Source organism: Lentzea flava (assembly GCF_014648475.1).
GTDB classification, from domain to species: Bacteria; Actinomycetota; Actinomycetes; order Mycobacteriales; family Pseudonocardiaceae; genus Lentzea; species Lentzea flava.
Genome location: NZ_BMRE01000003.1, coordinates 146,795 through 171,192 on the forward strand (window position 1 = coordinate 146,795; position 24,398 = coordinate 171,192).

The 24,398-nt window shown below is 69.2% G+C and carries 32 protein-coding genes; 12 read left to right on the top strand and 20 right to left on the bottom strand.

All coding sequences use genetic code 11. The features are described 5' to 3' along the window. Window position 1 precedes the first annotated feature (1 nt). Window positions 2-991 (bottom strand): LacI family DNA-binding transcriptional regulator, encoded by a 990-nt coding sequence (locus IEZ09_RS07325; RefSeq protein WP_189252823.1) that lies wholly within the window; start codon window positions 989-991, stop codon window positions 2-4. 136 nt (window positions 992-1,127) lie between these two features. On the opposite strand from IEZ09_RS07325, the gene IEZ09_RS07330 reads away from it, so the two are divergent. From IEZ09_RS07330 to IEZ09_RS07360, 7 genes are all read left to right on the top strand, one after another. Then, window positions 1,128-2,165 (top strand): ABC transporter substrate-binding protein, encoded by a 1,038-nt coding sequence (locus tag IEZ09_RS07330; RefSeq protein WP_189252824.1) that lies wholly within the window; start codon window positions 1,128-1,130, stop codon window positions 2,163-2,165. Beyond that, on the top strand, window positions 2,155-3,645 hold the full coding sequence (locus IEZ09_RS07335) for a sugar ABC transporter ATP-binding protein (RefSeq protein ID WP_189252825.1): 1,491 nt from the start codon (window positions 2,155-2,157) through the stop codon (window positions 3,643-3,645). The genes IEZ09_RS07330 and IEZ09_RS07335 overlap by 11 nt, the downstream gene beginning before the upstream one ends. Then, window positions 3,626-4,558, top strand: coding sequence for an ABC transporter permease (locus IEZ09_RS07340; protein WP_189252826.1), 933 nt, complete (start codon window positions 3,626-3,628; stop codon window positions 4,556-4,558). Before IEZ09_RS07335 ends, IEZ09_RS07340 begins: the two co-directional genes overlap by 20 nt. After that, window positions 4,555-5,505 carry an ABC transporter permease gene (locus IEZ09_RS07345; RefSeq protein ID WP_189252827.1) on the top strand — a complete coding sequence of 317 codons (951 nt, stop codon included), beginning with the start codon at window positions 4,555-4,557 and terminating at the stop codon, window positions 5,503-5,505. The genes IEZ09_RS07340 and IEZ09_RS07345 overlap by 4 nt, the downstream gene beginning before the upstream one ends. A gap of 8 nt (window positions 5,506-5,513) precedes the next feature. Then, complete coding sequence (locus tag IEZ09_RS07350; RefSeq protein ID WP_189252828.1) at window positions 5,514-8,228, top strand: AbfB domain-containing protein; 2,715 nt, start codon at window positions 5,514-5,516, stop codon at window positions 8,226-8,228. An 8-nt stretch (window positions 8,229-8,236) separates the two neighbouring features. Continuing rightward, window positions 8,237-9,310: a S1 family peptidase gene (locus IEZ09_RS07355; protein ID WP_189252829.1), complete on the top strand. Its 1,074-nt coding sequence runs from the start codon at window positions 8,237-8,239 to the stop codon at window positions 9,308-9,310. A 76-nt stretch (window positions 9,311-9,386) separates the two neighbouring features. Further along, entirely contained in the window at window positions 9,387-9,890 is a 504-nt protein-coding gene (locus IEZ09_RS07360; RefSeq protein ID WP_189252830.1) for an SRPBCC domain-containing protein, read from the top strand. Here IEZ09_RS07360 and IEZ09_RS07365 read toward each other — a convergent pair. After that, window positions 9,887-10,402 carry a geranylgeranyl reductase family protein gene (locus IEZ09_RS07365; protein WP_189252831.1) on the bottom strand — a complete coding sequence of 172 codons (516 nt, stop codon included), beginning with the start codon at window positions 10,400-10,402 and terminating at the stop codon, window positions 9,887-9,889. The genes IEZ09_RS07360 and IEZ09_RS07365 overlap by 4 nt on opposite strands. Window positions 10,403-10,485: 83 nt before the next feature. Here IEZ09_RS07365 and IEZ09_RS07370 point away from each other — a divergent pair, with 83 nt between their 5' ends. The 3 genes from IEZ09_RS07370 to IEZ09_RS07380 are packed head-to-tail and all read left to right on the top strand — an operon-like array spanning window position 10,486 to window position 12,111. Beyond that, window positions 10,486-11,274: a polysaccharide lyase family protein gene (locus tag IEZ09_RS07370; protein WP_189252832.1), complete on the top strand. Its 789-nt coding sequence runs from the start codon at window positions 10,486-10,488 to the stop codon at window positions 11,272-11,274. Between the two features lie 40 nt (window positions 11,275-11,314). Then, complete coding sequence (locus tag IEZ09_RS07375) at window positions 11,315-11,680, top strand: hypothetical protein (RefSeq protein ID WP_189252833.1); 366 nt, start codon at window positions 11,315-11,317, stop codon at window positions 11,678-11,680. After that, window positions 11,677-12,111, top strand: a complete 435-nt coding sequence (locus IEZ09_RS07380) for a hypothetical protein (protein WP_189252834.1) — start codon at window positions 11,677-11,679, stop codon at window positions 12,109-12,111. Before IEZ09_RS07375 ends, IEZ09_RS07380 begins: the two co-directional genes overlap by 4 nt. A gap of 11 nt (window positions 12,112-12,122) precedes the next feature. On the opposite strand, the gene IEZ09_RS07385 is transcribed toward IEZ09_RS07380, so the two are convergent. Beyond that, window positions 12,123-12,509: a RidA family protein gene (locus IEZ09_RS07385; protein WP_189252835.1), complete on the bottom strand. Its 387-nt coding sequence runs from the start codon at window positions 12,507-12,509 to the stop codon at window positions 12,123-12,125. Window positions 12,510-12,583: 74 nt separating this feature from the next. Between IEZ09_RS07385 and IEZ09_RS07390 the strand changes: the two genes are divergently transcribed. Beyond that, the gene (locus IEZ09_RS07390; RefSeq protein WP_229812320.1) at window positions 12,584-12,961 is read left to right on the top strand and encodes a winged helix-turn-helix transcriptional regulator; all 378 of its coding nucleotides are present in this window, start codon (window positions 12,584-12,586) and stop codon (window positions 12,959-12,961) included. Window positions 12,962-13,010: 49 nt separating this feature from the next. Next, on the top strand, window positions 13,011-13,946 hold the full coding sequence (locus IEZ09_RS07395; RefSeq protein ID WP_189252836.1) for an NmrA/HSCARG family protein: 936 nt from the start codon (window positions 13,011-13,013) through the stop codon (window positions 13,944-13,946). Here the strand turns inward: IEZ09_RS07395 and IEZ09_RS07400 are convergent. The 17 genes from IEZ09_RS07400 to IEZ09_RS07480 all read right to left on the bottom strand — a co-directional run bounded on the left by IEZ09_RS07400 (window position 13,943) and on the right by IEZ09_RS07480 (window position 24,279). Beyond that, a complete protein-coding gene (locus tag IEZ09_RS07400) occupies window positions 13,943-14,353 on the bottom strand; it encodes a MarR family winged helix-turn-helix transcriptional regulator (RefSeq protein ID WP_268247607.1) in 411 nt (136 codons plus the stop codon). The genes IEZ09_RS07395 and IEZ09_RS07400 overlap by 4 nt on opposite strands. 89 nt (window positions 14,354-14,442) lie before the next feature. Continuing rightward, the gene (locus tag IEZ09_RS07405) at window positions 14,443-14,778 is read right to left on the bottom strand and encodes a VOC family protein (protein WP_189252838.1); all 336 of its coding nucleotides are present in this window, start codon (window positions 14,776-14,778) and stop codon (window positions 14,443-14,445) included. A 64-nt stretch (window positions 14,779-14,842) separates the two neighbouring features. Then, complete coding sequence (locus tag IEZ09_RS07410; protein ID WP_189252839.1) at window positions 14,843-15,637, bottom strand: carboxymuconolactone decarboxylase family protein; 795 nt, start codon at window positions 15,635-15,637, stop codon at window positions 14,843-14,845. Further along, window positions 15,637-16,830 (bottom strand): RNA polymerase sigma factor, encoded by a 1,194-nt coding sequence (locus tag IEZ09_RS07415; protein WP_189252840.1) that lies wholly within the window; start codon window positions 16,828-16,830, stop codon window positions 15,637-15,639. Before IEZ09_RS07415 ends, IEZ09_RS07410 begins: the two co-directional genes overlap by 1 nt. Further along, the gene (locus IEZ09_RS07420) at window positions 16,827-17,198 is read right to left on the bottom strand and encodes a YciI family protein (RefSeq protein ID WP_189252841.1); all 372 of its coding nucleotides are present in this window, start codon (window positions 17,196-17,198) and stop codon (window positions 16,827-16,829) included. The genes IEZ09_RS07415 and IEZ09_RS07420 overlap by 4 nt, the downstream gene beginning before the upstream one ends. Window positions 17,199-17,270: 72 nt before the next feature. Beyond that, window positions 17,271-18,170, bottom strand: coding sequence for an LLM class flavin-dependent oxidoreductase (locus tag IEZ09_RS07425; RefSeq protein WP_189252842.1), 900 nt, complete (start codon window positions 18,168-18,170; stop codon window positions 17,271-17,273). Between the two features lie 21 nt (window positions 18,171-18,191). After that, complete coding sequence (locus IEZ09_RS07430) at window positions 18,192-18,620, bottom strand: DUF3052 domain-containing protein (RefSeq protein WP_189252843.1); 429 nt, start codon at window positions 18,618-18,620, stop codon at window positions 18,192-18,194. After that, window positions 18,617-18,967: a VOC family protein gene (locus IEZ09_RS07435; protein ID WP_189252844.1), complete on the bottom strand. Its 351-nt coding sequence runs from the start codon at window positions 18,965-18,967 to the stop codon at window positions 18,617-18,619. The genes IEZ09_RS07430 and IEZ09_RS07435 overlap by 4 nt, the downstream gene beginning before the upstream one ends. A 1-nt stretch (window position 18,968) precedes the next feature. Next, a complete protein-coding gene (locus tag IEZ09_RS07440) occupies window positions 18,969-19,283 on the bottom strand; it encodes an ArsR/SmtB family transcription factor (RefSeq protein WP_189252845.1) in 315 nt (104 codons plus the stop codon). A 117-nt stretch (window positions 19,284-19,400) separates the two neighbouring features. Next, window positions 19,401-19,814, bottom strand: coding sequence for a hypothetical protein (locus tag IEZ09_RS07445; protein ID WP_189252846.1), 414 nt, complete (start codon window positions 19,812-19,814; stop codon window positions 19,401-19,403). Between the two features lie 27 nt (window positions 19,815-19,841). Beyond that, the gene (locus IEZ09_RS07450) at window positions 19,842-20,450 is read right to left on the bottom strand and encodes a CoA transferase subunit B (protein WP_189252982.1); all 609 of its coding nucleotides are present in this window, start codon (window positions 20,448-20,450) and stop codon (window positions 19,842-19,844) included. Between the two features lie 4 nt (window positions 20,451-20,454). Then, window positions 20,455-21,213, bottom strand: coding sequence for a CoA transferase subunit A (locus tag IEZ09_RS07455; RefSeq protein WP_189252847.1), 759 nt, complete (start codon window positions 21,211-21,213; stop codon window positions 20,455-20,457). Beyond that, window positions 21,210-22,328 (bottom strand): acetyl-CoA C-acetyltransferase, encoded by a 1,119-nt coding sequence (locus IEZ09_RS07460; protein WP_189252848.1) that lies wholly within the window; start codon window positions 22,326-22,328, stop codon window positions 21,210-21,212. Before IEZ09_RS07460 ends, IEZ09_RS07455 begins: the two co-directional genes overlap by 4 nt. After that, window positions 22,321-23,085: a 3-oxoadipate enol-lactonase gene (gene pcaD, locus IEZ09_RS07465; RefSeq protein WP_189252849.1), complete on the bottom strand. Its 765-nt coding sequence runs from the start codon at window positions 23,083-23,085 to the stop codon at window positions 22,321-22,323. The genes IEZ09_RS07460 and pcaD overlap by 8 nt, the downstream gene beginning before the upstream one ends. Next, on the bottom strand, window positions 23,082-23,369 hold the full coding sequence (locus IEZ09_RS07470) for a hypothetical protein (protein WP_229812321.1): 288 nt from the start codon (window positions 23,367-23,369) through the stop codon (window positions 23,082-23,084). The genes pcaD and IEZ09_RS07470 overlap by 4 nt, the downstream gene beginning before the upstream one ends. 100 nt (window positions 23,370-23,469) lie before the next feature. Further along, window positions 23,470-23,757 carry a muconolactone Delta-isomerase gene (locus IEZ09_RS07475; protein WP_189252850.1) on the bottom strand — a complete coding sequence of 96 codons (288 nt, stop codon included), beginning with the start codon at window positions 23,755-23,757 and terminating at the stop codon, window positions 23,470-23,472. 3 nt (window positions 23,758-23,760) lie between these two features. Beyond that, the gene (locus tag IEZ09_RS07480; protein WP_229812322.1) at window positions 23,761-24,279 is read right to left on the bottom strand and encodes an enolase C-terminal domain-like protein; all 519 of its coding nucleotides are present in this window, start codon (window positions 24,277-24,279) and stop codon (window positions 23,761-23,763) included. Window positions 24,280-24,398: the final 119 nt, after the last annotated feature.

The following is a 24,398-nucleotide window of genomic DNA, read 5'->3' on the forward strand; positions in this document are numbered from 1 at the left end:
GTCACCGGCTCACCGTGCTCTCCCTGACCAGCAACGAGAACGGCGTCTGGACGTCGTCCAACGCCACGTCGGGCGCACCGGCGCGCTGGTGCAGCAGGTCGACGGCGGCGCGGGCGATGGCGGCCTTGTCGGGAGCGATGGTCGTCAGGGACGGGGAGCTGTAAGCGCTCTCGTCGTTGTTGTCGAAGCCGACGACGGCGAGGTCGTGGGGCACGCGCACGAAACGTTCGGCGGCGGTGCGCATGGCGCCGACGGCCAGCAGGTCGTTGAAGCAGAACACCGCGTCCGGTGGGTTTCGCAGGTCCAGCAACGCCTTCATCGCGGCGGCGCCGTCCGCGCGGTGGTAGTTCAGCGCGGGCACGACGAGCTCGGAGTCGAAAGGCAGGCCGGCTTCCGCCAGAGCTGCCCGGTAGCCCTCCAGGCGCAACGCCGCGGTGCCGCGGTGGGGGTGGGCGCCGATCGCGGCGATTCGCTTGCGGCCCAGCGAGACCAGGTGGCGGACGGCGGTCGTGGCGGCGGCCACGTTGTCGATGCCGACGCGGGAGATCGGGACGTCCACCGCGTGCTCGCCCAGCATCACCGCGGGGACGGACAGCTGGAAGTCCTCGACGTGCAACGCCTCCGGGCTCAGGATCGCGGCGTCCACCAGGTGCGGGCCCAGTGACGCCAGCGCCTGGCGCTCGCCGGTCAGGGTGCCGAAGGTCTGCTCGATGAGCACGTTCCACTCGTGCTCCTGGGCGGCGGCGATCACGAGGCCGGCCAGTTCCGCGAAGTACGGGATCGAGAGCTCCGGCAGGACCAGGGCGATGAAACCCGTGCGGCCGCGGCGGAGGTTGCGGGCGCCCAGGTTGGGGCGGTAGCCGGTGGCCTCCAGCGCCTCCTCGACCCGGCGGCGGTTGTCGGGTTTGACGAACGAGTACCCGTTGACCACGTTCGACACGGTCTTCACCGAGACGCCCGCCAGCCGGGCGACGTCCTTGAGCGTGGCCAACGCAGCCTCCTAGCGGGAAGGACCGGTACCAGTACCGGGAAAAGTACCGGGAAGTCGCGGTCTTTACATCGTTGGAACAACGATGCAAATCTAGCTGTGAGAGCGCGTCCACGCACAGTCCGTGTAGGAGCCAACGATGTCTCGCATCCTGCTCATCGCCGTCGCCGCCCTGCTCGTCACCGGCTGCACCAGCAGAGAGAGCCAACAGACCGCGGCCAGTGGCGGGCCAGCCGCGTCCGCCGCACAGCAGCAGAGCGCCGGTCCCGGCTGTGCGCGGAGCAAGGTCGGCTATCCGCAGGTCGACGTGAAGGGTGCGACCGTCGGCTTCTCGCAGTCGGAGAAGGAGGCGAACCCGTTCCGGATCGCCGAGACGCAGTCGATCAAGGACGAGGCTGCCAAGAAGGGCGTGAACCTGCTCGTCACGAACGCGCAGAGCGACCTCAACAAGCAGATCAGCGACATCAAGTCGTTGCTGGACCGCGGGGCGAAGCTGCTCATCGTGGCCCCGCTGAACTCCGACGGGCTGCAACCCGCGTTCGACGCGGCCAAGGCCAAGCAGGTGCCGGTGATCACCATCGACCGCAAGGTGACCTCGCAGCCCTGCACCGACTACCTGACGTTCATCGGCAGCGACTTCGTCGAGCAGGGCAAGCGGGCCGCGCAGCAGATGATCAAGGCGACCGGCGGCAGCGGCAAGGTCGCGATCCTGCTCGGCAGCTCCGGCAACAACGTGACGGTCGACCGGACCAAGGGCTTCAAGGACGGGATCGCGGGCAGCGGTCTGCAGGTGGTCGCCGAGCAGACCGGCGAGTTCGACCGGTCCAAGGGACAGGCCGTGATGGAACAGCTGATCCAGAGCAACCCGGACATCACCGCCGTCTACGCCGAGAACGACGAGATGGGCGTCGGCGCTGTCACCGCTCTCAAAGCCGCGGGCAAGTCGCCCGGCAAGGACGTCAAGATCGTGTCGGTCGACGGCACGCGCAACGCCGTGCAGCTCGTCGCGGACGGCAGCTACACCGCGGTGATCGAGTCCAACCCGCGGTTCGGGCCGCTCGCGTTCGAGACGCTGGAGAAGTTCGCGAAGGGTGACGAGATCCCGCAGAACATCGTGATCTCCGACGACGAGTACGACACGGCCAACGCCGCGCAGAAGCTCGGCAATGCCTACTGATCCGGTGATCGAGGTCGCCGGCGTCACCAAGACGTTCGCCGGCGTCCGCGCACTCGACGACGTGGACTTCACCCTCAACCGGGGCGAGATCCACGCGCTGGTCGGCGAGAACGGCGCCGGCAAGTCGACACTGATCAAGGTGCTGACCGGCATCCACAGCCCCGACAGCGGGCAGATCAGGCGCACCGGCCGCATCTCCACGATCTACCAGGAGGTCAACCTCGTCCCGCTGATGAGCGTGGCCGCCAACCTGTTCCTGGGCAGGGAGCCGCGCAATCGCCTTGGCCTGATCGACCGCGCCCGCCGCGACGCCGAAGCCGCCGAGCTGCTCAGGGGCTACGGCATCACGGCGGACGTGCGCAGTCCACTCGGGACGCTCGCGGTCGGCGAACAGCAGATGGTCGCGCTGGCCAGGGCGGTCGAGGCGGACGCGGACGTCGTGATCATGGACGAACCCACGTCGTCGCTGGAGCCGCGCGAGGTCGAGACGCTGCTGGAGGTCGTGCGCAAGCTGCACGAGGCAGGAATCGCGATCATCTACGTCAGCCACCGGATGGACGAGCTCTACCGGATCTGCGACACCGTCACGGTCCTCAGGGACGGCCGGAGTGTCCACAGTGGACCGCTCAGGGAGCTTCCGCGCATCGAACTGGTCTCGCTGATGCTGGGCCGCTCGGTCAACGAGATCCGCAAGCACGGCACGACGGCGTTCGGTGAAGACCACCACGCCGACACGCAACCGGTGCTCGAAGCGCTGGACCTGACCAGCAAACCCCGCATCAACGGTGTCAACGTCGCGATCCGGCCGGGCGAGGTCGTGGGCCTCGCCGGACTGCTCGGATCGGGCCGCACCGAGACCGCCAAAGCGATCATCGGCGCACTCCCGCTCGACCACGGCACGGTGCTCGTCGCGGGCAAACCCGTGCCGCACAACGTCAGAGCGGCAACCAGAGCAGGCATCAGCATGCTCGCCGAGGACCGCAAGACCGAGGGGATCATCCCGAACCTGTCGGTGCGCGAGAACATCGTGCTGGCCGCGTTGCCGAGGCTCGGCAGGTTCGGCGTGATCAGCAGGGCGAAGCAGGACCGGATCGTCGACACGTTCGTCAGACGCCTGCGCATCAAGGTGTCCAGCCCCGAGCAGAAGGTCGCGGAGCTGTCCGGCGGCAACCAGCAGAAGGTGTTGCTGGCCAGGTGGTTGTGCTCCGAGCCCAGGATCCTCCTGCTCGACGAACCCACGCGCGGCATCGACGTCGGCGCCAAGGCCGAGGTGCAGGCCCTGATCGACGAGCTCGCGAAGGAGGGCCTGGCGGTGCTGCTGATCAGCTCCGAGCTGGACGAGCTGCTCGACGGCGCGGACCGGCTCGTCGTGCTCAGGGACGGGGAGGTCGCGGGTGAGCTGGAGGGAGCCCAGCTCAGCCGTGAGCACGTGCTCGCGGCGATCGCGGCGGAGGTGATGGATGACGCTGACAGCCACTAGAACGCGCTGGCTGCAGGACAACGGTGTCTACGTCGCGGTAGGCGTTCTGCTGCTCTTCAACGCGCTGTTCACGGCCAACTTCCTGACGCTGGGCAATTTCACCACCCAGCTCGTCCAGGCCGCGCCCGTCCTGATCGTCGCGCTCGGCATGGCGCTGGTGATCGGCACCGAGGGCGTCGACCTGTCGGTCGGCGCGGTCATGGCGCTGGCCGCCGCGGTCATCCCGCTCTACCTCGGTGCCGGACCGCTGCCCGCGATCCTGATGGCGCTCGTGGCCGGGCTGGCGGTGGGAGCGTTCAACGGGTTCCTCGTCGCCAGGGTGGGCATCCAGCCGATCGTCGCCACCCTCGCCCTGCTCGTCGGCGGCCGCGGACTGGCGCTGGTCATCGCGAACGGCCAGCTCGTCCAGCTGCACGACCCCGCGTTCCTCGCCCTCGGCACCGACGACGTCCTCGGCATCCCCATCAGCGTGCTGATCGCGGGACTGCTGGCGCTCATGGTCGCCGCGCTGACCAACAGGACGACGTTCGGCCGCCAGCTCGTTGCCATCGGCGGCAACCGCAGGGCCGCCACGCTGGCCGGTCTGCCGGTCACCGGGGTGCTGGTCGGCGTCTACACCATCTGCGGCGTGCTGGCGGCGATCTCCGGTGTCCTCGCGACGTCCCGGCTCGCCGCCAGCGACCCGGCCGACATGGGCCTGCTGATGGAACTGTCCGCGATCACCGCGGTCGTCGTCGGCGGAACCCCGCTCACCGGCGGCAAGGTGCGCGTTCTCGGCACGGTGATGGGCGTGGTGCTGATGCAGCTCGTCCGCGCCACGCTGATCAAGCACGACCTGCCGGACTCGATCGCGCAGATGATCCAGGCCGCGATCATCATCGCCGCCGTGTACGTGGCACGGGAGCGCCGATGACCACCCTGACCGCGGCAACGAGAACCAAGGTCCTGCAACGCCAGGGCGCCGCTGTTGCCCTGATCTTGATGGTGACGGTGTCCTGGCTGGTCTTCCCGCGTTTCGGCAGCCTCGACAACCTGCGCGACCTCGCCCTGCAGGGCTCGTTCCTGGCGGTGATCGCGCTCGGCATGACGTTCGTGATCATCACCGGCGGCATCGACCTGTCCGTCGGCTCGCTCTACGCGCTGGGCGGTGTGCTGGCGGCCTGGGGCTCGCAGTACGGGTTCCTGGCAGCGCTCACCCTGCCGCTCGCCGTCTGCGGCGCGATCGGGCTGATCAACGGCCTGCTGATCGCCCGCACCAACATGGCGCCGTTCATCGTCACGCTGGCGTCACTGCTGTTCGCCCGCGGACTCCTGCTCGCCATCACCGACGAGGGCGCCACCACCTACCAGATCGCGCCGGACAGCGCGTTCGTCGAGCTGGGCCGCGGCACGGTGTTCGGCTTCGGCTACCCGATCTTCATCGCGGCCGCGCTGTGCGCTCTGGGCGGTGTGGTCCTGAACCGCACCAATTTCGGGCAGAACGTGTTCGCCACCGGCGGCGCCGAGCAGTCGGCCGTCCTGATGGGTGTGCCCGTCGCCAGGACGAAGATCGGTGTCTACACGGCGAGCGGGACGCTGGCGGGCCTCGCGGGCGCCCTGACCGCGGCCTACCTGCAAAGCGGCGTCACGGTCATCGGCGTCGGCACCGAACTGGACGCCATCTCGGTCGTGGTCATCGGCGGCACCCTGCTGACCGGCGGCATGGGCACGGTCCTCGGCACCGTGATCGGCGTGGGCCTGATCAAGGTCATCCAGAACGTGATCAACCAGATCGGTACGCTCGACAGCAACTACCAGTCCGTGGTGAGCGGCGTCTTCCTGCTCATCGTCGTCGTCCTGCAACGAATGCTCCGGAGATAGGAGGCACCGTGACCAGACGCATCCTGAGCGTGCTGGCCGGAATCCTGATCGCAGCCACCATCAGCCCGACAAGCGCGCACGCCGCGGAGTGGGTGCCGAAAACCCCTCCGCTCACGACACCCTGGACGAGTCAGGTGTCGCCGGCCAACGCCCTGCCCGAATACCCGCGCCCGCAGCTCGTCCGCACCGAGTGGCAGAACCTCAACGGCGTCTGGGAGTTCGCCGGCGCACCGGACCTCACCAGCCCGCCCTTCGGCAGGCCGCTCGCCGAAGGCGTCCTCGTGCCCTACCCGATCGAGTCCGCGCTTTCGGGCATCAAACGGCACGAGGACAACATGTTCTACCGCCGCACGTTCACCGTTCCGTCCACTTGGAACGGCCGGAACGTCAAGCTCAACTTCGGCGCAGTGACCTGGGAGACGCGGGTCTGGGTCAACGGCACGCAGGTCGGCACGCACACCGGCGGCTACGACGCGTTCTCGTTCGACATCACGCCCGCGCTCAGGGCAGGCACCAACGAGATCATTGTGGGCGTTCACTCTCCGGTCGACGGCAGCCGCTATCCCATTGGCAAGCAACGCCGCACTCCCAGCGGAATCTTCTACACCGCGGCGTCCGGCATCTGGCAGACGGTGTGGCTGGAACCCGTGCGGAGCGCCCACATCACGCGCCTCGACACCACCCCGGACGTGGCCGCAGGGGTGCTGGACCTCGTCGTCCAGGGCACCGCGGGCCAGTCCGTCACCGCCGAGGTGCGCACCGGCTCCACCACGGTCGGCTCCGGCACCGGCACGACAGGCACCCACCTGCGGATCCCGGTGCCCAACGCCAGGCTGTGGTCGCCGGACGACCCGTTCCTCTACGACCTGCGCGTGACGCTGGGCAGTGGTGACGTCGTGACCGGCTACTTCGGCATGCGCTCGCTCGGCAAGGCCGTGGTGGGCGGTGTCATGAGGCCGCTGCTGAACGGGAAGTTCGTCTTCCAGCTCGGCACGCTCGACCAGGGCTACTGGCCGGACGGCATCTACACGGCGCCGACCGACGAGGCGCTGCGGTGGGACCTCGAACGTCAGAAAGCGCTGGGGTTCAACATGGTCCGCAAACACATCAAGGTCGAACCCGCGCGCTGGTTCTACCACGCCGACCGGCTCGGCCTGATGGTCTGGCAGGACATGCCGGCGCTGGACGCCGTCGACGAGGTGCCGAACGGGCGCGCGAACTACGAGTCCGAGCTGAGGAGAATCCTCGACCAGCTCAAGGGAATCACGTCGATCGTGCAGTGGGTGCCGTTCAACGAGGGCTGGGGCGAGTACGACGCCGGGCGCATCGTCGACCTGGTCCGGGGAATCGACAACACCCGGCTGGTCAACCACAACTCGGGCTCCAACTGCTGCGTCTCGGATCCCGATCCCGGCAACGGCGACGTGATCGACGACCACGCCTACCAGATCACGACGGCCACCCGGCCGCCCGACGCGACCAGGGTCGCGGTGCTCGGCGAGTTCGGTGGCCTGGGTCGCCGGGTCGTCGGCCACGAGTACGAGCCGGGCAAGGGATTCGCCTACGGCGCCCTGTATCCGGACGAACAGTCGCTGACCAAGCGGTACGAGGAGATCGTCAAGCAGGTCGCACGGCTGGTGCACACGCGCGGGCTGTCCGCGTCGGTCTACACCGAGCCGTACGACGTGGAGAACGAGGTCAACGGCTTCTACACCTACGACCGCCGCGTGCTGAAGATGACCGAGGCGCGCGTGCGGGACATCAACCTGAAGGTCCTCGCCATCGCGCGCGGCACGGCGGTGGGGCCGGACGACCTGGTGTCGTTGCGCGTCACCACGACCGGCTACACCGACCGCTACCTGCGCCACCAGGACGGCCTCGCCCGCACCGACGTGATCGGCACCGACCTCGGCAGGCTGGACGCCACGTTCCACGTCCGGCCAGGACTCGCCGACGCGGCCTGCCTCTCGTTCGAGTCGCGCAACTTCCCCGGCGAGTTCCTGAGGCACAGCAACGGGAGGATCCGCAAGGACCGCTACGACGGCACGTTCGCCGGCGACGCCACGTTCTGCGCGCGCGAGGGCTTCGGCGGCACCGCGCTGGAGTCGTACAACCTGCGCGGCTCCTTCGTGCGGCACTTCAACGAGAACGTGTACCTGGCGCGCAGCGGCGGCCCGAACCCCTGGGACACGCCGAACCTGTTCGCCGCGGACACCACGTGGGCGATCGGCGTGGCGTTGTGGCGCAGCGGCGCGGACCTGCCGCTGGACCAGGCCCGGTCGTTCCGGGTCACCACGCCCGGTTTCACGGACCGCTACCTGCGGCACCGCGACGGGCTGGCCCGCACCGACGTCGTGACCGGATCGAGCAGCGGCCTGCTGAAGGCCGACGCGACGTTCGTGATCAGGCGCGGGCTCGCCGACGCGACCTGCTACTCGCTCGAATCCCGCAACTTCCCCGGCAACTACCTGCGGCACGCGGACTTCCGCGTGCGCCTCAACGGCAACGACAACACCGACCTGTTCCGCCGCGACGCCACGTTCTGCGCCCAGCCGGGCGAGGGCGGTGTGCGGCTGGAGTCGGTCAACGAGCTCGGCACCAACATCCGGCACTACGCAGAGGAGGTCTGGGTCGCCTCGAACGGCGGCGCACACACGTACGACAACCCTGCCTCGTACAACCAGGACGTGAGCTGGGCCGTGGGCTCACCCTGGGCACCGTAGGAGAAAACATGCTGCTACGCATAGTTTCCGTGTCCGCGATCGTGTTGGGCACGATCACCGTCCCTGCCGCGGCGGCTTCCGCGGAAGTCGTCGACGCCATGAGCCGCGACTTCGGGATCAGCACCGCGCAGGCGCTGACCAGGATCCGCCAGGAGAAGGTGGCGCTGAAGATCGAGCCCGCCGCCAGGGAAGCCGCCGCCGACGCGTACGGCGGCAGCTGGTTCGCCGACGGCAAGCTGCGGGTCGCGGTGACCGACCCGGCGAAGGCCGACGCCGTCAGGGCCGCGGGCGCCGAACCCGTTGTGCGGACGAAGACCTTCGCGTCGCTGAACGCGGTGAAGACGGGCATCGACAGACTGTCGAAGGCCGGTGCGGTGTCGAAGGACGTCGTCGGGTGGCGGGTCGACGTCCAGCGCGGCGCCGTGGTCGTCGACGCACTGCCGGGTGCCGATGTCTCGGCCCTGCCCAAGGATGTCGTCGTCAACACCGACGGCGTCCAGCGACCCGAGCCGTTCGCGGCGGGGACCGTGGGCGGTGACCCGTTCTACACCGGCAACGTCCGGTGCTCGATCGGCTTCTCGGTGCACGGCGGGTACGTCACCGCAGGTCACTGCAACGTCGGTGCCTGGAACGTCTACGGCTGGGACCGGTCGTGGCAGGGCGAGTTCGTCGGTTCTTCCTTCCCCACCAACGACTACGGCTGGGTCCGCACCGGCGGCGGCTGGTGGAACGTGCCCGTCGTGCTCGGCTGGGGCCAGGTGAGCGACGCGCTCGTCCGCGGTTCGTGGGAGGCTCCGCCCGGCACGTCGGTGTGCCGTTCGGGCTCGACCACGCACTGGCACTGCGGCGTCGTGCAGGGCCGCAACGAGACGGTCAACTATCAGCAGGGCGCCGTCTACGAGATGGTCGGCACCAGCGTCTGCGCGGAGCCGGGCGACTCCGGTGGCTCGTTCATCACCGGTGACCAGGCCCAGGGCGTGACGTCCGGCGGGTACGGCAACTGCTCCAGCGGCGGCCGCACCTGGTTCCAGCCCGTCAACGAGATCCTGCGTGTTTACGGGCTCACCCTGCTGACCGCCTGATCGGCCGTTGTCCACCGGGACGCTAACGCGTATTTTCTTCACGTCTGCGTCCCGGTGGATCTTCCGAGGTGATCACGTGCTGGCAGCAGGTCTGGTGCTCGCGGTGCTGGCGAGCGGTTCCCCGCTGGATCCCCGTGCACCCGGCGAGCACTCGGTGGTCTACCGGGTCGACACGGTCATCTCGGCGTCGCAGGAGCGTGTCTACGGCCTCATCACGGACTTTCCCGGGTACGCGAGCTGGAACCCGTGGGTGGTCAGGGCAGCGGGCGGCACCTCGCCCGGCGACGAGGTGAAGGTCGACGTCGTCCTCGGCTCGATCACCATGGCCGCGAAGCACACCGTGCTGAACGGCGTTCCCGGCCAGCGGTTCTGCTGGAAGGACGCCGGGTGGAACGCGTGGTTCGTCTACGGCCAGCGTTGTCGCACGCTCACGACGCAGCCGGACGGGACCGTGCTGCTGTCCAACGAGCTGCTGATCGACGGCATCCTGTCCGGCGGGACGGACCACTTCATGGGCAAGGCGATGCGGGACGGCATGCAGGCCGAGAACGCCGCCCTGAAGCGCATCGCCGAGTCCTAAGTGAACAGAATCCGCTTGGCGGCGGCCTTCCCGATCGGGGTGCGCAGCCCGGTGAACGCCAACTCCGCCAGGCCGGGGCCGCGGACCAGTGACAGCCCGCGGCGCATCGTCGACCGGACGAGGTAGCGGCGGCGCATCGCCGCGGCGTCGTAGTGCTCGAGGACGTACCTGTTGCCGCTGCGCAGGTAGTCGAACGTGACCGAGGCGGCGAGCTCGGACATCCGCATGCACGGGTCGAGCCCGCCGGCGGTGAGCGGGGAGACCGCGCCCGCCGCGTCCCCGACCAGCAGCCCTTGCGGCGACACGATTCTGCGCAGCAGCCCGCCGACCGGGATCGGCCCGCCACGCCGCTGGACCGGTCCGGCGGGTTCCGGCGTGGGGAAGCTGTCGCGGAACCGTTGCAGCAGCTGGGGGAGTGGCGCGGTGAACCGGTCGGCGCGTCCGGCCAGCCCGACGTGAGCGTGCTCGCCGTCGTCGATGACCCACGCGATGTAGCCGGGGGCGCTCCACAAATGTGAGCCCTTGACACGTCGGAGGTCTGTCGCAGATCGTGGTCTGCACCGCCGCCTCGAACTTCTGGTTCGAGGAGGAACCGATGGAGTTGTTCACCCGCCGCACGGCTTTGCGAGGAGCGCTCGCCGTCGCGGCGACGCCGTTCGCCGCCGGTGTCGCGTCCGGTGTCGCGTCCGCCGACGTGGGCGCCACGGCGTTCGTGCAGAAGTGGGCGGCGAACCCCGCGACGGCCGGCCTCAAGGCGTTCGTCGGCATCGAGGACGACCGCGCCAACTCGCACCCGTCCGCCACGCACATCTTCGCCGAGCAGGACCAGTACCGGTTCGTGATGCACAAGTCCGATCGGGACGGATCCGACCGGCAGCGCCAGGAGGTCCGCGCGATCCAGACGGGCGGCACCCGCCACGACATGAAGAAGGGCGAGACCTGGCGCTACACCTACCAGATGTACATCCCCAGCTCGTTGAAGGGCACCACCAGCTTCACGCACATCTTCCAGGTCAAGCACTCCGGCGTGGCCTCGCCCGTCGTGACGATGTCGTTGTTCCGCTCGGGCTCGGCCGAGTCGGTCGAGATGCGGCTTTTCGGTGCGGGACAGGCGAAACTCGGCAGCACGCCGTTGTCGCCGTTGCGCAACAGGTGGATCGACGTCGCGATCGAGATCAAGGTCGCCGACTCCGGCAGGCTGCGCTTCACGCTGAAGGACGGCGCGACCACGGTCGTCGACGCGTCGCGGTCCGGTTTCGACACGTGGCTGGGCGGTGACCAGGCGCATCCGAAGTGGGGCATCTACCGGTCGCTCGGCGACTCCGCGCAACTGCAGGACACCTACCTGTTGCTGCGCAACATGAAGGCGTTCCGCGACGAATGAGGTGTTCCCTTCAGGTCCGCCGGAGGTGAGAATTGTTCGCGTGGGGGACCTGCACGGACGGACTGTCGAGAGCAGGGCCGGTGTCGCCGCCTTCCTGGCCGGCGTGTGGCTGATCGCCGCGCCACCGGTCCTGCACTTCAGCGCGTCCACACACGCATTCCGGCCCTACTGGTGGTCGATGGGGCTGGCCGTCGTGCTGATGCTGCTCGGCATGGTGCGGGCGATGGCACCGCTGGACGTGCCGCTCGCGCAACCGATCACGATCGCTTTGGCGCTGTGGCTGCTGATCGTGGCGTTGCGCGCGGCAGACGGCGGCATTTGGGTCGTTTGGCTCAACCAGCTCGTCGTTTCGGCGCTGGTCGCCTTGTCCGCGGCGCTGGCCTTGCTGATCAGCGTGCGCCGATGAACAAGTGGCGCACGCCGTCGGACAACTGCCTGATCTGCCACGGCGAACAGGAAGTCGTGATCGGCATCCGCGAGCGCGGGCCTTGGGAGCGTCAGCACAACTACTCGCGGGTCCTGTTCTGCGCCGCCTGTGACGTGGGCGAGCTCCGCTCGTTCGACTACGACGACTTCGTGGTGTTCGGCGAAGAGGACGACGTCATGGTCTGGTCGGCGGTTCTCGTCACCGCCGACATCGACCGGCTGCGCTCCGCCTTCGCGTGTCCTGCTCCGCTCGACCACGGCTGCGAGTGCGCACAGCACGTCCTGGCCCACGAAACGAGCGTGCGCCTCGGCATGAAGCGGCTGCCCGAGTACGGGCCCGACCGGCACAGTCCGGCCGGGCGCACCACCGCGTCGGTCAGGGTGACCGACGGTCTCGCGGAGTTCTGCTGAGACTCGGCCGGTCAGATCACCGCGACCGCTTCGATCTCGACCAGGTGCTCCGGCACGTCCAGCGCGGCCACACCGATCAGCGTCGCGGGCGGCTTCGCGGTCTCGCCCACTGCACTCATGGCGTTCTCGATGCCCTTGAGCAGCTCCGGCATCTTGTCCGGCGTCCAGTCCACGACGTACACCGTGATCTTGACGAGGTCCTTCAAGGACGCGCCCGCGGCCTTGAGCGCGGTGTGAACGCTTCCGTAGGCCTGCTGTGTCTGCGTTGTCAGGTCCGGCTCGGCGTCCCAGGCGACCTGGCCGGCCACGTAAATCGTCTTCGTCCCGGTCGCGACGGCCACCTGGTGGTAGACGTCGATCTCCGGCAGGCCCTCGGGGTTGATCAGCGTGATGGGCATGAATTCCTCTCTTGTGGTTACTGGGGAACCGTAGGAGAGTGAACGCTGAACTGGAAGAACGCACTTTTTCGTGAGTGGGGAACCTGAAGGTGAGCAAGCAGCTCAGCGGGGATCTGGCGCGTGCGGATTCGCTGGCGCGCGAGATCTTCTCCGACATCGCCAACAAGTGGGCGTTGCTGATCATCGAGACGATCGGCGACTCGACCAAGCGCTTCACCGAGCTGAAGGTCGAGGTCGACGGCATCAGCCACAAGATGCTGACCCAGAACTTGCGGCTGTTGGAGCGCAATGGGCTGGTGACCCGCGTCGTGCATCCGACTGTGCCGCCCCGAGTGGACTACACGCTCACCGAGCCGGGGCAGGCGTTGCGGGCGACCGTTGACGCGATGTGCGACTGGACGCAGCGGTATCTCGGGGAGATCGAGGAGGCACGAAGCCGGTTCGACGGTTAGGTGGTCATCAAACTTGATAGTCACTGACTAGTGACTATATGGTGGTGGCATGACCGAGAAGAAGATCGTGGCTGTGGTGGGCGCTACCGGCGTGCAGGGCGGAGCGGTGGCGCGGGCGTTGCTGGCGGACGGGGAGTTCGCGGTGCGGGCGTTGAGCCGCAGCACCTCCTCGGCCGCGGCGGAGGAGCTCGCCGGCCTGGGGGCCGAGGTCGTGGCGGCGGATCTGTACGACGTCGGCAGCCTGCGCAAGGCGTTCGACGGCGCGTACGGGGCCTACCTGGTGACGCCGTTCTTCACGCACCTGTCGGCGGCCAAGGAGCTGGAGGAGGTCGGCAACCTCGTCGAGGCGGCGAGGGGGCTCGAGCACGTGGTGTGGTCGACGCTGGAGGACACCCGCGAGGCGATCTCGCTGGACGACGACCGGATGCCCACGCTGGACGGGAAGTACAAGGTGCCGCACTTCGACGTGAAGGGTGGCGAGGCGGACGCGTTGTTCGAGCAGGCAGGGCTGCCGACGACGTACGTGCGGTTGTCGTTCTACTGGAACAACCTGCTGCGCGACCTGGCGCCCCGGCGGGGTGAGGACGGCACGTTGCGGCTGTCGTTGCCGATGGGGGAGAGCCGGATCTCCGGGATCGCCGGTGAGGACATCGGCAAAGCGGTGGTGAGCGTGCTCAAGCGGCCGGCGGAGACCATCGGGCGCACGATCGGGCTCGGCTCCGAGCACCTCACCGGGGACGAGGTGGCGGCCGCGTTCAGCGAGGTGCTGGGCGAGAAGGTCGAGTACGCGCCCCTGTCGCACAACGACTTCCGGGCGCTCGGGTTTCCCGCCGCTGAGGAGCTGGGCAACATGTTCCAGTACTACACGGAGTTTTCCGAGCACGTCCTGAGCCGTCGCGACGTCGAGCTGACGCGGTCGTTCGTGCCGTCGTGGCTGACGCTCAAGGAGTTCCTCGCCGCACACCGTGCGGAGATCGCGGTCTAACGCCCGGCGATCTCCGCGAACACCTCCTTGAACGCGGCGAACCGCTCCGCGCCGACCTGGCGGGCGAACCTGGCCTCGATGTCCTTGATGATCTTCGCGGCCTGGACGATCTGGTCGCGGCCCAGCTCCGTGGGCACGACGAGTTTCGCCCGCCGGTCCGCCGGGTCGGGCAGGCGGGTGACGTAGCCGAGGCGTTCCAGCTCGTCGATCAGCGTGCCGACGACCTGCTTGTGCTGGCCGGAGCGTTCGGACAGTTCGCTCGCGCGGGCGCCTTCTGCGGTGAGGTAGGCCATGATCGCGCCGTGGCGTGGGCGCAGGTGCTCGTGGCCGGCCTCGGCGAGGCGGGTGAAGAGTTCCTTCTGGAAGCTCGAGAGCAGGTGCGCGGAGAGCACGCCGATGTCCGACATGCCCAGCATGGTAGCCCGCCTGGACGTCAGTCCGAAGAGGACTGAACGCGGGATCGAGCGGCCCGTCGCCGGACGGGCCGCTCCGGTGATCAGTTCCGCGGTTCGTAGAGGCTGAACGGCGTGCCCTGGTCGTCCCAGCAGTGGGCGATGCGGCCGACGTCCGGCACGGTCTGGACGTCGTCGCTCTTGCCGCCGAGCTCGGCGACCTTGCGCACGGACGCCTCGATGTCGGTGGTGTGGAAGTAGATGCGCGGCTGGGTGAGCTGGGCGTCCTTGGCGGCGATCGCGCCCGACGCGCCGTTGGTGATCACGTGGTAGTCCTCGCCCATCGGGCTCGTTTCCCAGCCGAACACGCCGGCGAAGAACGCCCGTGCCCGTGCCGTGTCCTCCGCGGGCAGCTCGAACCAGTTGACCTGTCCGGACATCTCTCGCTCCTTCTGGTTTGTCGTGCTTTGAGCGGAGGACGAGCGAACGGGCCGGAACTCGACATCAGCCGCCGAGAACTTCGAGACCTTTTTCTTGGTGGTCCAGAGCCGCGCCGACGCCGACGGCGGCGGCGACGGTGACCTCGAAGATCTCGTCCTCGGTGTGGTCGTGTTTGAGCCGCTCGACGTCCTCGTCGGTGATGCGGTGGGAGGCGGTGCGAACCGTTGCGGCGTAAGAACCCCAGGCGTCACCGGCCGCGGCGGCCCTGCGCAGTTCCGGCGGCGTGTGGGCAGGAGCCTCCAGCACCGCGCGACGCAGCTCGGCGGTGCTGCCTTCGCCCGGACCGGTGAGGAAGCGCGGGAAGCGGTAACCGAACCTGTGCAGCGAGCGGGTGCCGGATTCCAGCTGGCCCGGCAACAGCCGGAAGCCGAACGCGTTCGCGAGCCGGTTCACGACCTGCCAGATCAGGCTCACGTTCAACGCGTCGACCGCGGCGTCGCGCGGCAGGTCCGGTGGCGTGAGGTCGTCGAGAAAGGACAACGCGGCGAGAAGTTCCTGGCGCAACGGGGAAGGATCACCGGCGATCCGGACCAGTTCGGTGTGGGTGACCGCGCAGTACGGGCATTGCAGGCGCTCTGCCGTGCGCTTCGCCAGGTACTCGCGTTCGCCCGCCGTCCAGAACGACGGGCCGCGCATCGCCTTCGCGCTCAGGTCGAGGAACACCGCACCGAAGAAATCGGGGCGGTACAACAGGGTTTTCGGCACGTCGGACATCGGCACGCGCGACACCAGCCCGGTGAAGCCGAAGAACAACCGGGCGGGCAGGCGGTGGCCGCGGTCGAGCACGGTGAGCCTCATCAGGGAACCTCCAGGGAACGCAGGCGCCCGGCGAGGAAGCGGCGATCGGCGGGACTGACCGCCAGTTCGTGGGCGAGCCGGTACGCCGCGACGGCCTCGTCGCGCCGGCCCAGGCGGCGCAGCAGGTCGGCGCGGGCGGAGTGCAGCAGGTGGTAGTCGTTCAGGCCGGTGATGCCGTCGATCAGCTTCAGCCCCGCCTCCGGTCCGTCGGCCATCGCGACGGCGACCGCGTGGTTGAGCTCGATCACCGGGGTCGGTGCCACGGTCAGGAGTTCGGCGTAGAGGGCGGCGATCCGCGACCAGTCGACGGGGTCCTGCACGTGCAGGGCGGCGATCACGGCGTGCAGCACGTACGGGCCGGGCGTGCCGAACCGCAGTGCGCGGTCGAGCAGCGTCATGCCCTCGGCGATCTCCTCGACGTTCCAGAGCGCGCGGTCCTGGTCTTCGAGCAGCACGACGTCGCCTTCGGTCGTCAGTCGCGCGGCGCTGCGGGAGTTGTGCAGCAGCAGCAACGCGACCAGCCCGTGCGCCTCCGGTTCGTCCGGCATCAGGGTGGCGACGAGCTTGGCGAGCCGGATCGCCTCCTGGCGCAGCTCGGCGTCCGCCGTCGTGTAGCCCCTGGTGAAGATCAGGTAGATCACCGTGAGCACGCCCGAGAGCCGTTCGGGCAGCAGGTGGTCCGCGGGCACCTCGAAGGTGATGCCGGCGTCGCGGATCTTGCGCTTGGCCCTGACCAGGCGCTGCGCCAGCGCTGGTTCGGCGACGAGGAACGCCCGCGCGATCTGTGCCGCCGTGAAACCCGCCACCGCCTGCAGCGTCAGCGCCAGCCGCGCTTCCTCGTTGAGGGCGGGGTGGCAGCAGGTGAAGATCAGGCTCAGCCGTTCGTCACCGAGGTCGACCAGCTGCTTCTCGGTCATCGTGACCGGCTCCGGAGGCGCGGGCAGCCTGGTGCGGGCCATCTGGACATGCCGCAGCCGGTCGAGCGCGTGGTTGCGGGCGACGGTGAGCAGCCACGCGAACGGGTCGTCCGGTACCTGTGAACGCGGCCAGGTGCGCAACGCCCGCGAGCACGCCTCCTGCAGCGCGTCCTCGGCCAGCTCGAAGTCGCCGAGCGCCCGCACGAGCGCCGCGAGCATCCGGGACCGGTGCTCGCGGTACACCCGTTCGACCGCGGCCGACGCCAGGTCGCTCATGCCACCCCGTGGTTCAGGCCGGGGATGTGGTCGACCGGGCGCACCTCGATCGTGGCGCCGTAGTGCGCCTGCGGCACCATCTCGGCCAGCTCCAGCGCCTCGTCGAGATCACGGCAGTCGAGCAGGTAGTACCCGCCGAGGTGCTCGTGCGTCTCGGCGAACGGCCCGTCCGTCAGCACCGCCTTGCCTGCCTTCACCCGCACTGTCGTCGCCGTGCTGACCGGCTTGAGCGGGTCGCCGCCCACGAAGACACCCCGCCGCCGGCACTCGTCGGCGAACGCGTTGACCCGCGTGAGGATCTCCTCGAACCGCGGGTCACCGGGCTTCGGCCGGTCCTCGCAGTTGTAGATCAAAAACATGTAGTGCATGCGTGCCCTCCAGTCGTCGTTCCGAGGACGAACGAGCTCTCCGGAACTCGACATTCGAGCACGACCTGTTTCTCACGGCGCGGTGAGCGCCCCCGCGATCGACGAGACCAGCTCGTAGCTGCGGCGACGGTCCGCGTGGTGGTAGATCGGCGAGGTGATCATCAGCTCGGGGGTGCCCGTCTCGTCGAGCACCGCCTGGAGCTTGCGCGTGATCGTCTCCGGCCCGCCGACCAGCACACGGCCGTCGTCGGGGCCGGGATGCGCGGCCGCCTCCTCCGGGCTGGGCAACAGGATCCGGGTGCCCTCCCGGCGGCTGCGCACCTTCGTCCTGATCGGCCCGGCCAGCCACTCGGCCCGTTCGTCATCGTCCGCGGCGATCACCGAGACGCTGACCAGGTCGGCTTTGCACGACAGATCGGGGCTGAGGTGCCGGGCGAACGCGAACGGCACGCCCAGCGAGGCGGCGAGTTCCGCGGTGCCGGGAGAGGAACCGAGCAGCCACAGCTCCGGCACGTTGCCGCCCTGCACCGGCACCGCGACGGTGTCCGCCGGGTCGAGCAACGCCAGCAGCTGCGCCACCTGGTCGCGGTACGGCTCCGCGCTCCGGCGCAACGCGGCGACGACGTGCGGCGGCCCGCCAGGCGCACGCCCGATGCCGAGGTCGATCCGGCCGGGGTGCAGCGCCGCGAGCGTGCCGAACTGCTCGGCCACCACGAGCGGCGGGTGGTTCGGCAGCAGCACCCCGCCCGCGCCGACGCGCAGGCGGGACGTGACGGTCGCCAGGTGTCCGACCAGCACGGCGGGCGCGGAGCTGGCGACCCCGCGCATGCCGTGGTGCTCCGGCACCCAGTACCGGTGAAACCCCAGCTCTTCCGCCAGCTCCGCGAGATCGATCGTGTTGTGCAGCGCCTCCCGCGGTGTCGAGCCCTGGACGATCGGCGACGTGTCCAGCACCGACAGGCGAATCCCCATGACCGCCACCCTAGGGCCTGGTCAGGAACGCCGGTTCTCCTTGCGGCGGACGAACTTCAGCCCCGACCAGTCGTCACCGAGCGCGGCGACCTTCACATCGACGACACCGAGCGGGAGGAAGAGTTCGCGCAGGGCGTTTTCGGTGATGTCGCTGTGGTGCCCCGCCGCGCGGCGGGGCCAGGCGATCCAGAGCATCGCGTGATCGGCAAGGTCGTCGACCAAACCGGGGGCTTCGGTGGCCAGAGCGGCGAACGACGTGTGAAAGGCGAGGGTGACATCGGTGTCGTCGGCTCCGCCGGTGCCCTCCGACACCCGGCAGCTGTCGGCCATGTCCGGCACTTCCCACTGGCTGGGCCGGTGAACGAAGCGGACGTGGTCACCCGGCCTGATCCCGATCTTCTTGGCGAGGGGCGTGCCCGAGTACCCTCCCGCGCCGCTGCGGCCGGTCACGCCTGGATGAGGGTGAGGAGGTTGCCCGCGGGATCGGTGACCTGCGCCTTGGTCACCCAGCCGTTGTCGGTGGGTGGCATGACCACGGCTTCGCCCAGCTCCAGGGCGCTCTGCACGGCCTGATCGAGATCGGGGACCGCGACACCCAGCGCGAGGCCGGGCTGTTCGCTGCCGACGATCGCGCCGCGCAACCCGCCGGGCGTCTGCACCAGCGCATAACCAGGGCCCTTGGCGTCGACCTGCCAGTCCAGCAGGCCGCCGTAGAAACGGCGGAGGTCCTCGTCGGCGGGGCCGCTGATGTCGAAGTGCACCACCGCGTTCGCTCGGGGCCCTGCTTGTTCGTCCATGTCATGTCCTTCCGGAAGCCTGGTCGCCGGTACGGGAGTCATCGCGAGCCGGGAAGGTCCGCAGCAGGTCGGCAAGCCGGTGCAACCGCTCGGGACAGGCTCGGTAGAGCCGGTACGTGTGATCGACTCGCATGGTCACCAGTCCGGCTTTGCGCAGCACCTTGAGGTGCTCCGACACGCTCGCGGGAGCCAGGCCGAGCTGGTCGGCGAGTTCGCCCGCGCCCCGTTCGCGTCCCCACACCTCGGCGAGGATGCGTCGTCGAGGTTTGCTGGCCGCCGCCCGCAACAGCTCGTCGAGATCAACCGGCTCGGTCACGCCCACCAGGCTACTTAGGAACAATCCGAAATAACAACCGCTGCTGTTGCCCACCGCCCGTCTGACCGCCGGACACGGCGTCCACGTCCGCGATCCGGACGGCAACATCAGCAACTACTAGCAGCGTTCGTCGGTCTGTCCCCAGTAGACGTTGCCGTCGCCCCACACCTCGCCGTACGCCCTGGTGCACTTGGTGAGCGTGTTGGTGCCCTTGGACCAGACGTCCTGGTCGTTGGTGCCGTTGACGGTGCTGCTCAGGTCGCGCCTGCCGTTCACGACCATCTCGGCGCTGGAGGAGAAGCTGCCCGGCTTGGCCGCCCACGAGTCCCACACGTAGGTGTAGGCCCAGTTCTTGCCGCAGCCCTTGAACTGCTTCACCGAGGCGATGATCGTGCTGCCCTTCTTCACGTACCCGGTGGAGCCGATCTGCACCGTCGACGAGCACCCCGGCGCCTGTTCGGCCTGGGCGGTGCTCGTGAGGCCCAGCACGGAGAGCGCCACCGCGGGCAGGATCACCATGACTTTGCGCATTGCCCCACGGTGGCGCGTGCCGGTTAGTCAGCGGTAAATCGCCGCATCGGTTCGTTCCAGCACCATGTCGAACGTGACGTCCGGCGCGAGTTCGACGAGTCGCAGACCGTCCGTGGTCACGTCGAACACGCCCAGGTCGGTGATCACGCGGTCCACGCACGCCTTGCCGGTCAACGGAAGCGTGCACTCGCCGACGAGCTTCGGGCTGCCGTCCTTGGCGTTGTGCGTCATCACGACGATCACCCGGCGCGCGCCGTGCACGAGGTCCATCGCGCCGCCGATGCCGGTGACGAGCTTGCCAGGTACCGCCCAGTTCGCCAGGTCGCCGTGGGCCGACACCTGCATCGCGCCGAGCACCGCCACGTCGACGTGGCCGCCGCGGATCATGCCGAACGACAGCGCCGAGTCGAAGAACGACGCTCCCGGAAGGACGGTCACCGTCTCCTTGCCCGCGTTGATCAGGTCCGGGTCCACTTCGGAGTCGAGCGGGTACGGGCCGACGCCGAGGATGCCGTTCTCCGACTCCAGCACCACCTCGACGCCGGGTGGCAGGTGGTTCGGGATCAGCGTCGGCACGCCGATGCCGAGGTTGACGTACTCGCCGTCACGCAGCTCCGCGGCCGCGCGGGCCGCCATCTCGTCACGACTCCACACGGCGCACCGTCCTGAACTCCACGCTCTTGTCGGCGACCTGCTCCGGCGACAGCTCCACGACCCGTTGCACGAAGATGCCCGGCAGATGCACCTCGTCGGGGTCGATGACGTCGACGAGCTCCTCGGCCTCGGCGATCGTGACGCGGCCCGCCATCGCGGCGAGCGGGTTGAAGTTGCGGGCCGACTTCTCGAACACCAGGTTGCCGAACCGGTCGGCACGAGCGGCCCGCACCAGCGCGAAGTCGGTGCGGATGCTGTGCTCCAGGACGTATTCGCGACCGTCGAACTCCCGAACCTCCTTGGCCGGCGAGGCGACCGCGACGGTGCCGTCCGGGTGGTAGCGCCACGGCAGGCCGCCGTCGGCGACGAGCGTGCCGACACCGGCGGGCGTGTAGAACGCCGGGATGCCGGTGCCGCCCGCGCGCAACCGTTCGGCGAGCGTGCCCTGGGGGATCAGCTCGACCTCGATCTCGCCCGCGAGGTACTGGCGGGCGAACTCCTTGTTCTGGCCGATGTAGGAGCCCGTGACGCGGGCGATCCGGCCCGCGGACAGCAGGACCGCGAGGCCCTGGTCCATCGCGCCGCAGTTGTTCGACACGATGCCCAGCGAGCCGACACCCTTGTCGTACAGGGCGTTGATGAGCACCTTCGGCACCCCGCACAACCCGAACCCGCCCACGGCGATGGTGGCACCGTCGTCCACATCGGACACCGCATCCGCCGCGGACGCCACGACCTTGTTCATGACACCCTCTCGAAGACCGCCGCGAGCCCCTGCCCGCCGCCGATGCACATCGTTTCCAGGGCGTAGCGGCCGTCACGACGCTCCAGCTCGCGCAGCATCGTCGCGAGGATCCGCGCACCGGTCGCGCCGACGGGGTGGCCGAGCGCGATGCCGGAGCCGTTGACGTTGAGCCGCTCGAAGTCGGAGAGTCCCCACTCGCGCGTCACGGCCAGCACCTGCGCGGCGAACGCCTCGTTCAGCTCGATCAGGTCCATGTCGTCGAGCTTCAGACCGGCGATCCGCAACGCCCGCGCGGACGACGGCACCGGCCCGATGCCCATCCGCGAGGGCTCGACACCGGCAGAGGCCCACGACACCAGCCGCGCCAGCGGACGCAGACCCAGCGCGGCGGCCCTGGACGGGTGCGTGACGACGCAGATCGCGGCGCCGTCGTTCTGCCCGCTCGCGTTGCCCGCCGTGACGGTCGCGCCCTCGACGTCCATGACCGGCTTCAACGACGCGAGCTTCTCCAGCGTCGAACCCGGCCTCGGGTGCTCGTCCACGGCGAAGTCGCCGACCGGGACCAGCTCGTCCGCGAAACGATCCCGTGCGGCGACCGCGCGTTCGTGGCTGCGCAACGCCAGTTCGTCCTGCTCGGAGCGGGAGATGCCGTACTCGCGCCGGAGGTTCTCCGCGGTCTCCAGCATCCCGCCCGGCACCGGGAAGTTGACCCCGCCCGCGGTGACCCTGCCGCGCGACAGGGCCTCCACGCCCGCGTTCGACATGCTCTCCACGCCACCCGCGAGCACGAGGTCCTGCGCACCGGTCTGCACGGCCATCGCCGCGTTGATCACGGCCTGCAGGCCGGACCCGCACCGGCGGTCCAGCTGCACACCCGGTACACCGACACCGAGGCCCGCGTCCAGAGCGACCACGCGGCCGATCGCCGGAGCGTCCATGGTGGGATAGCAGTGGCCGAGGACCAGATCGTCCACATCGGACGGATCAAGTCCGGTGCGGCGCATCAGCTCCTGCACGACGATCGCCCCGAGCTCCTGGGCCGTGCGCTCCTTGATCGCACCGTTGTAGCGGCCCACCGGTGTGCGGATGGGCTCGCAGATGACGGCGTCACGCATGAACTCTCCTTGTCAGATGGTCCGCGACCATCGCGTTCACAACTTCGGGGCGTTCGGCGGTGAGCAGGTGCGCTGCGTCCGGCACGACCGCGAACGACGCGCCGGGAATCCCGTCCGCGATCGCCCGGACCGTGTCGATCGGGGTGGCCGGGTCGTCACCGCCCGCGAGCACGAGCGTCGGCACGGTGATCCGGCCCAGCTCGTCCCGCACGTCGAACGTGCCGATGGCCTCGCAGCAGCCCGCGTAGCCCTCGGCGGCGGTGGCGCGCAGCATGTCCAGCAGGCGCTCGGCCTCGGCAGGCTCGCGCTCCGCGAACTCCTGTGTGAACCAGGTGCCCAGGCGGGACGGCACCATGACCGACGTGCCCTGCGCACGCACCGTCGCCGCACGCGCCGGCCACTGCGGCGGATCGGCGAACTGGGCGGCCGAGGCGCAGATCGTCAGCGTCAGCAGCCGGTCGCTGTGCAGCGCGAGCCACTGGCCGATCGCTCCGCCGATGGACACGCCCAGGTAGTGGAACCGCCGCACCCGCAGGTGGTCGAGCAGCTCCAGGACGTCACCGGCGAGGTCGGCGACCGTGTACGGGCCGGGCAGCACCGGGGAGCCGCCGTGGCCGCGCAGGTCGAACCTGACCACGCGCCACCGGTCGGCGAAAGCCGCGACCTGGGCGTCGAAGAGGCCGAGCGAGGTCCCGATCGACGGGCCGAGCACGAGCACCTCGGCGTCGTCCGGACCGTCGACGGTGTAGTGGATCACTGATGTTCCCCCTGGCGGTCGATGAACTCGAGCACGGCCGGACCATCCGGACCGGCCACCACCACAGAACCAGAAGAGACGATCAAGTGCGCGAGCCGCCCGTCCGGCGTCCCCCGCGCCGGCGAGAGCGCGGCGGAACGGCGGGTGAACGGCAGCACCAGCACCGCGTCCACGCCGAGGGAGCGCCCGAGCTCGGTGCGCCGGTCGACGGTGGACAACGCGGCGGTGTCGCGCGGCGGCCAGAGGACGCGCGCGGGATGCGGGTCGAAGGTCACCAGCACCACCGGCGATCCTCCGCCACCTCCCGCGCTGCCGCGATCAGCCCGGCCGGTCCGCGGGCACGTCGGCCAGGGGATCGCCAGGTCGGGCTCTCGCGGACCGCCGTCATGGTTGAGCCGCCAGGTCGGAGGGGTGTTGCGCCAGCGGCGTCACCTCGACCCGCATGAACTCCCACAGCGGCAACGACGACAGGAACGCGTGCAGCTCGTCGTTGGACGGCACGTCGAAGATGCCGATGTCGCCGTACTGTCCGACAACTCGCCACAGATGCGGCAACACGCCCAGTTTCTGCAGCTCCACCGCGCGGTCCTTCTCGGCGGCGATGAGTTCGGCGCGGCGGTTGTGGTCGAGATCGTGGGGGAGCGAGACGTCCATGCGCACGTGGAAGAGCAACGGTCACCTCCTGGTGAAGGCCGCGACGGCGGCGGGGTCGAGCTCGATGCCGAGCCCAGGTCCGTCGGGCAGGTGCAGGTTGCCGCCTGCGCAACGCAGCGGCGTGGCCGGCAGCTCCTCGCGCACGAGCAACGGTCCGAACAGCTCGCTGCCCCACGTGCTCTCGATCGAGGTGCCACCGTGACACGGAATACCCGCCACCACGGCGATCGATGCGATGGCCGCCGTCGCGCGCAACCCGCCGGACTTGGTGGTCTTCACCGAGAACACGTCCGACGGCGTGCGCGGCGACTCGTCGGCAATCACCGGGATCGGCAGCGCGCGGTTGATCTCCGCGAGCCACTCGACCCCGGCGCCCGGCACCGGTTGCTCGACCAGCTCGGCACCCGCGTCGACCGGTTTCGGCAGGTGGGCCAGCGCCGTCAGCCGGTCCCCACGGGCGTTCAGGTCCACCCGGATCACGGCGATCTCCGCGATCGCGCACACCCGGCGCACGTCGTCGGCTGGGTCCTGCGCACCCACGGATTGTGCGGTGATCGAGTTCCATCTCCGGCCTTCATGTACGATATGCGTACACCTTGTACGCCTTGCGGTTACACGAGGGTGCCCCGCGTTCGTTGAACTGTCAACCGGGAGGATGG

Excerpts from the sequence above, each read along its gene's own strand:
- IEZ09_RS07330 (WP_189252824.1), top strand. The coding sequence starts at position 1,128 with ATGTCTCGCATCCTGCTCATCGCCGTCGCCGCCCTGCTCGTCACCGGC.
- IEZ09_RS07335 (WP_189252825.1), top strand. The coding sequence starts at position 2,155 with ATGCCTACTGATCCGGTGATCGAGGTCGCCGGCGTCACCAAGACGTTC.
- IEZ09_RS07340 (WP_189252826.1), top strand. The coding sequence starts at position 3,626 with ATGACGCTGACAGCCACTAGAACGCGCTGGCTGCAGGACAACGGTGTC.
- IEZ09_RS07345 (WP_189252827.1), top strand. The coding sequence starts at position 4,555 with ATGACCACCCTGACCGCGGCAACGAGAACCAAGGTCCTGCAACGCCAG.
- IEZ09_RS07355 (WP_189252829.1), top strand. The coding sequence starts at position 8,237 with ATGCTGCTACGCATAGTTTCCGTGTCCGCGATCGTGTTGGGCACGATC.
- IEZ09_RS07370 (WP_189252832.1), top strand. The coding sequence starts at position 10,486 with ATGGAGTTGTTCACCCGCCGCACGGCTTTGCGAGGAGCGCTCGCCGTC.
- IEZ09_RS07380 (WP_189252834.1), top strand. The coding sequence starts at position 11,677 with ATGAACAAGTGGCGCACGCCGTCGGACAACTGCCTGATCTGCCACGGC.
- IEZ09_RS07385 (WP_189252835.1), bottom strand. The coding sequence starts at position 12,509 with ATGCCCATCACGCTGATCAACCCCGAGGGCCTGCCGGAGATCGACGTC.
- IEZ09_RS07395 (WP_189252836.1), top strand. The coding sequence starts at position 13,011 with ATGACCGAGAAGAAGATCGTGGCTGTGGTGGGCGCTACCGGCGTGCAG.
- IEZ09_RS07400 (WP_268247607.1), bottom strand. The coding sequence starts at position 14,353 with ATGTCGGACATCGGCGTGCTCTCCGCGCACCTGCTCTCGAGCTTCCAG.
- IEZ09_RS07405 (WP_189252838.1), bottom strand. The coding sequence starts at position 14,778 with ATGTCCGGACAGGTCAACTGGTTCGAGCTGCCCGCGGAGGACACGGCA.
- IEZ09_RS07410 (WP_189252839.1), bottom strand. The coding sequence starts at position 15,637 with ATGAGGCTCACCGTGCTCGACCGCGGCCACCGCCTGCCCGCCCGGTTG.
- IEZ09_RS07415 (WP_189252840.1), bottom strand. The coding sequence starts at position 16,830 with ATGAGCGACCTGGCGTCGGCCGCGGTCGAACGGGTGTACCGCGAGCAC.
- IEZ09_RS07420 (WP_189252841.1), bottom strand. The coding sequence starts at position 17,198 with ATGCACTACATGTTTTTGATCTACAACTGCGAGGACCGGCCGAAGCCC.
- IEZ09_RS07425 (WP_189252842.1), bottom strand. The coding sequence starts at position 18,170 with ATGGGGATTCGCCTGTCGGTGCTGGACACGTCGCCGATCGTCCAGGGC.
- IEZ09_RS07435 (WP_189252844.1), bottom strand. The coding sequence starts at position 18,967 with ATGGACGAACAAGCAGGGCCCCGAGCGAACGCGGTGGTGCACTTCGAC.
- IEZ09_RS07445 (WP_189252846.1), bottom strand. The coding sequence starts at position 19,814 with ATGCGCAAAGTCATGGTGATCCTGCCCGCGGTGGCGCTCTCCGTGCTG.
- IEZ09_RS07450 (WP_189252982.1), bottom strand. The coding sequence starts at position 20,450 with ATGGCGGCCCGCGCGGCCGCGGAGCTGCGTGACGGCGAGTACGTCAAC.
- IEZ09_RS07455 (WP_189252847.1), bottom strand. The coding sequence starts at position 21,213 with ATGAACAAGGTCGTGGCGTCCGCGGCGGATGCGGTGTCCGATGTGGAC.
- IEZ09_RS07460 (WP_189252848.1), bottom strand. The coding sequence starts at position 22,328 with ATGCGTGACGCCGTCATCTGCGAGCCCATCCGCACACCGGTGGGCCGC.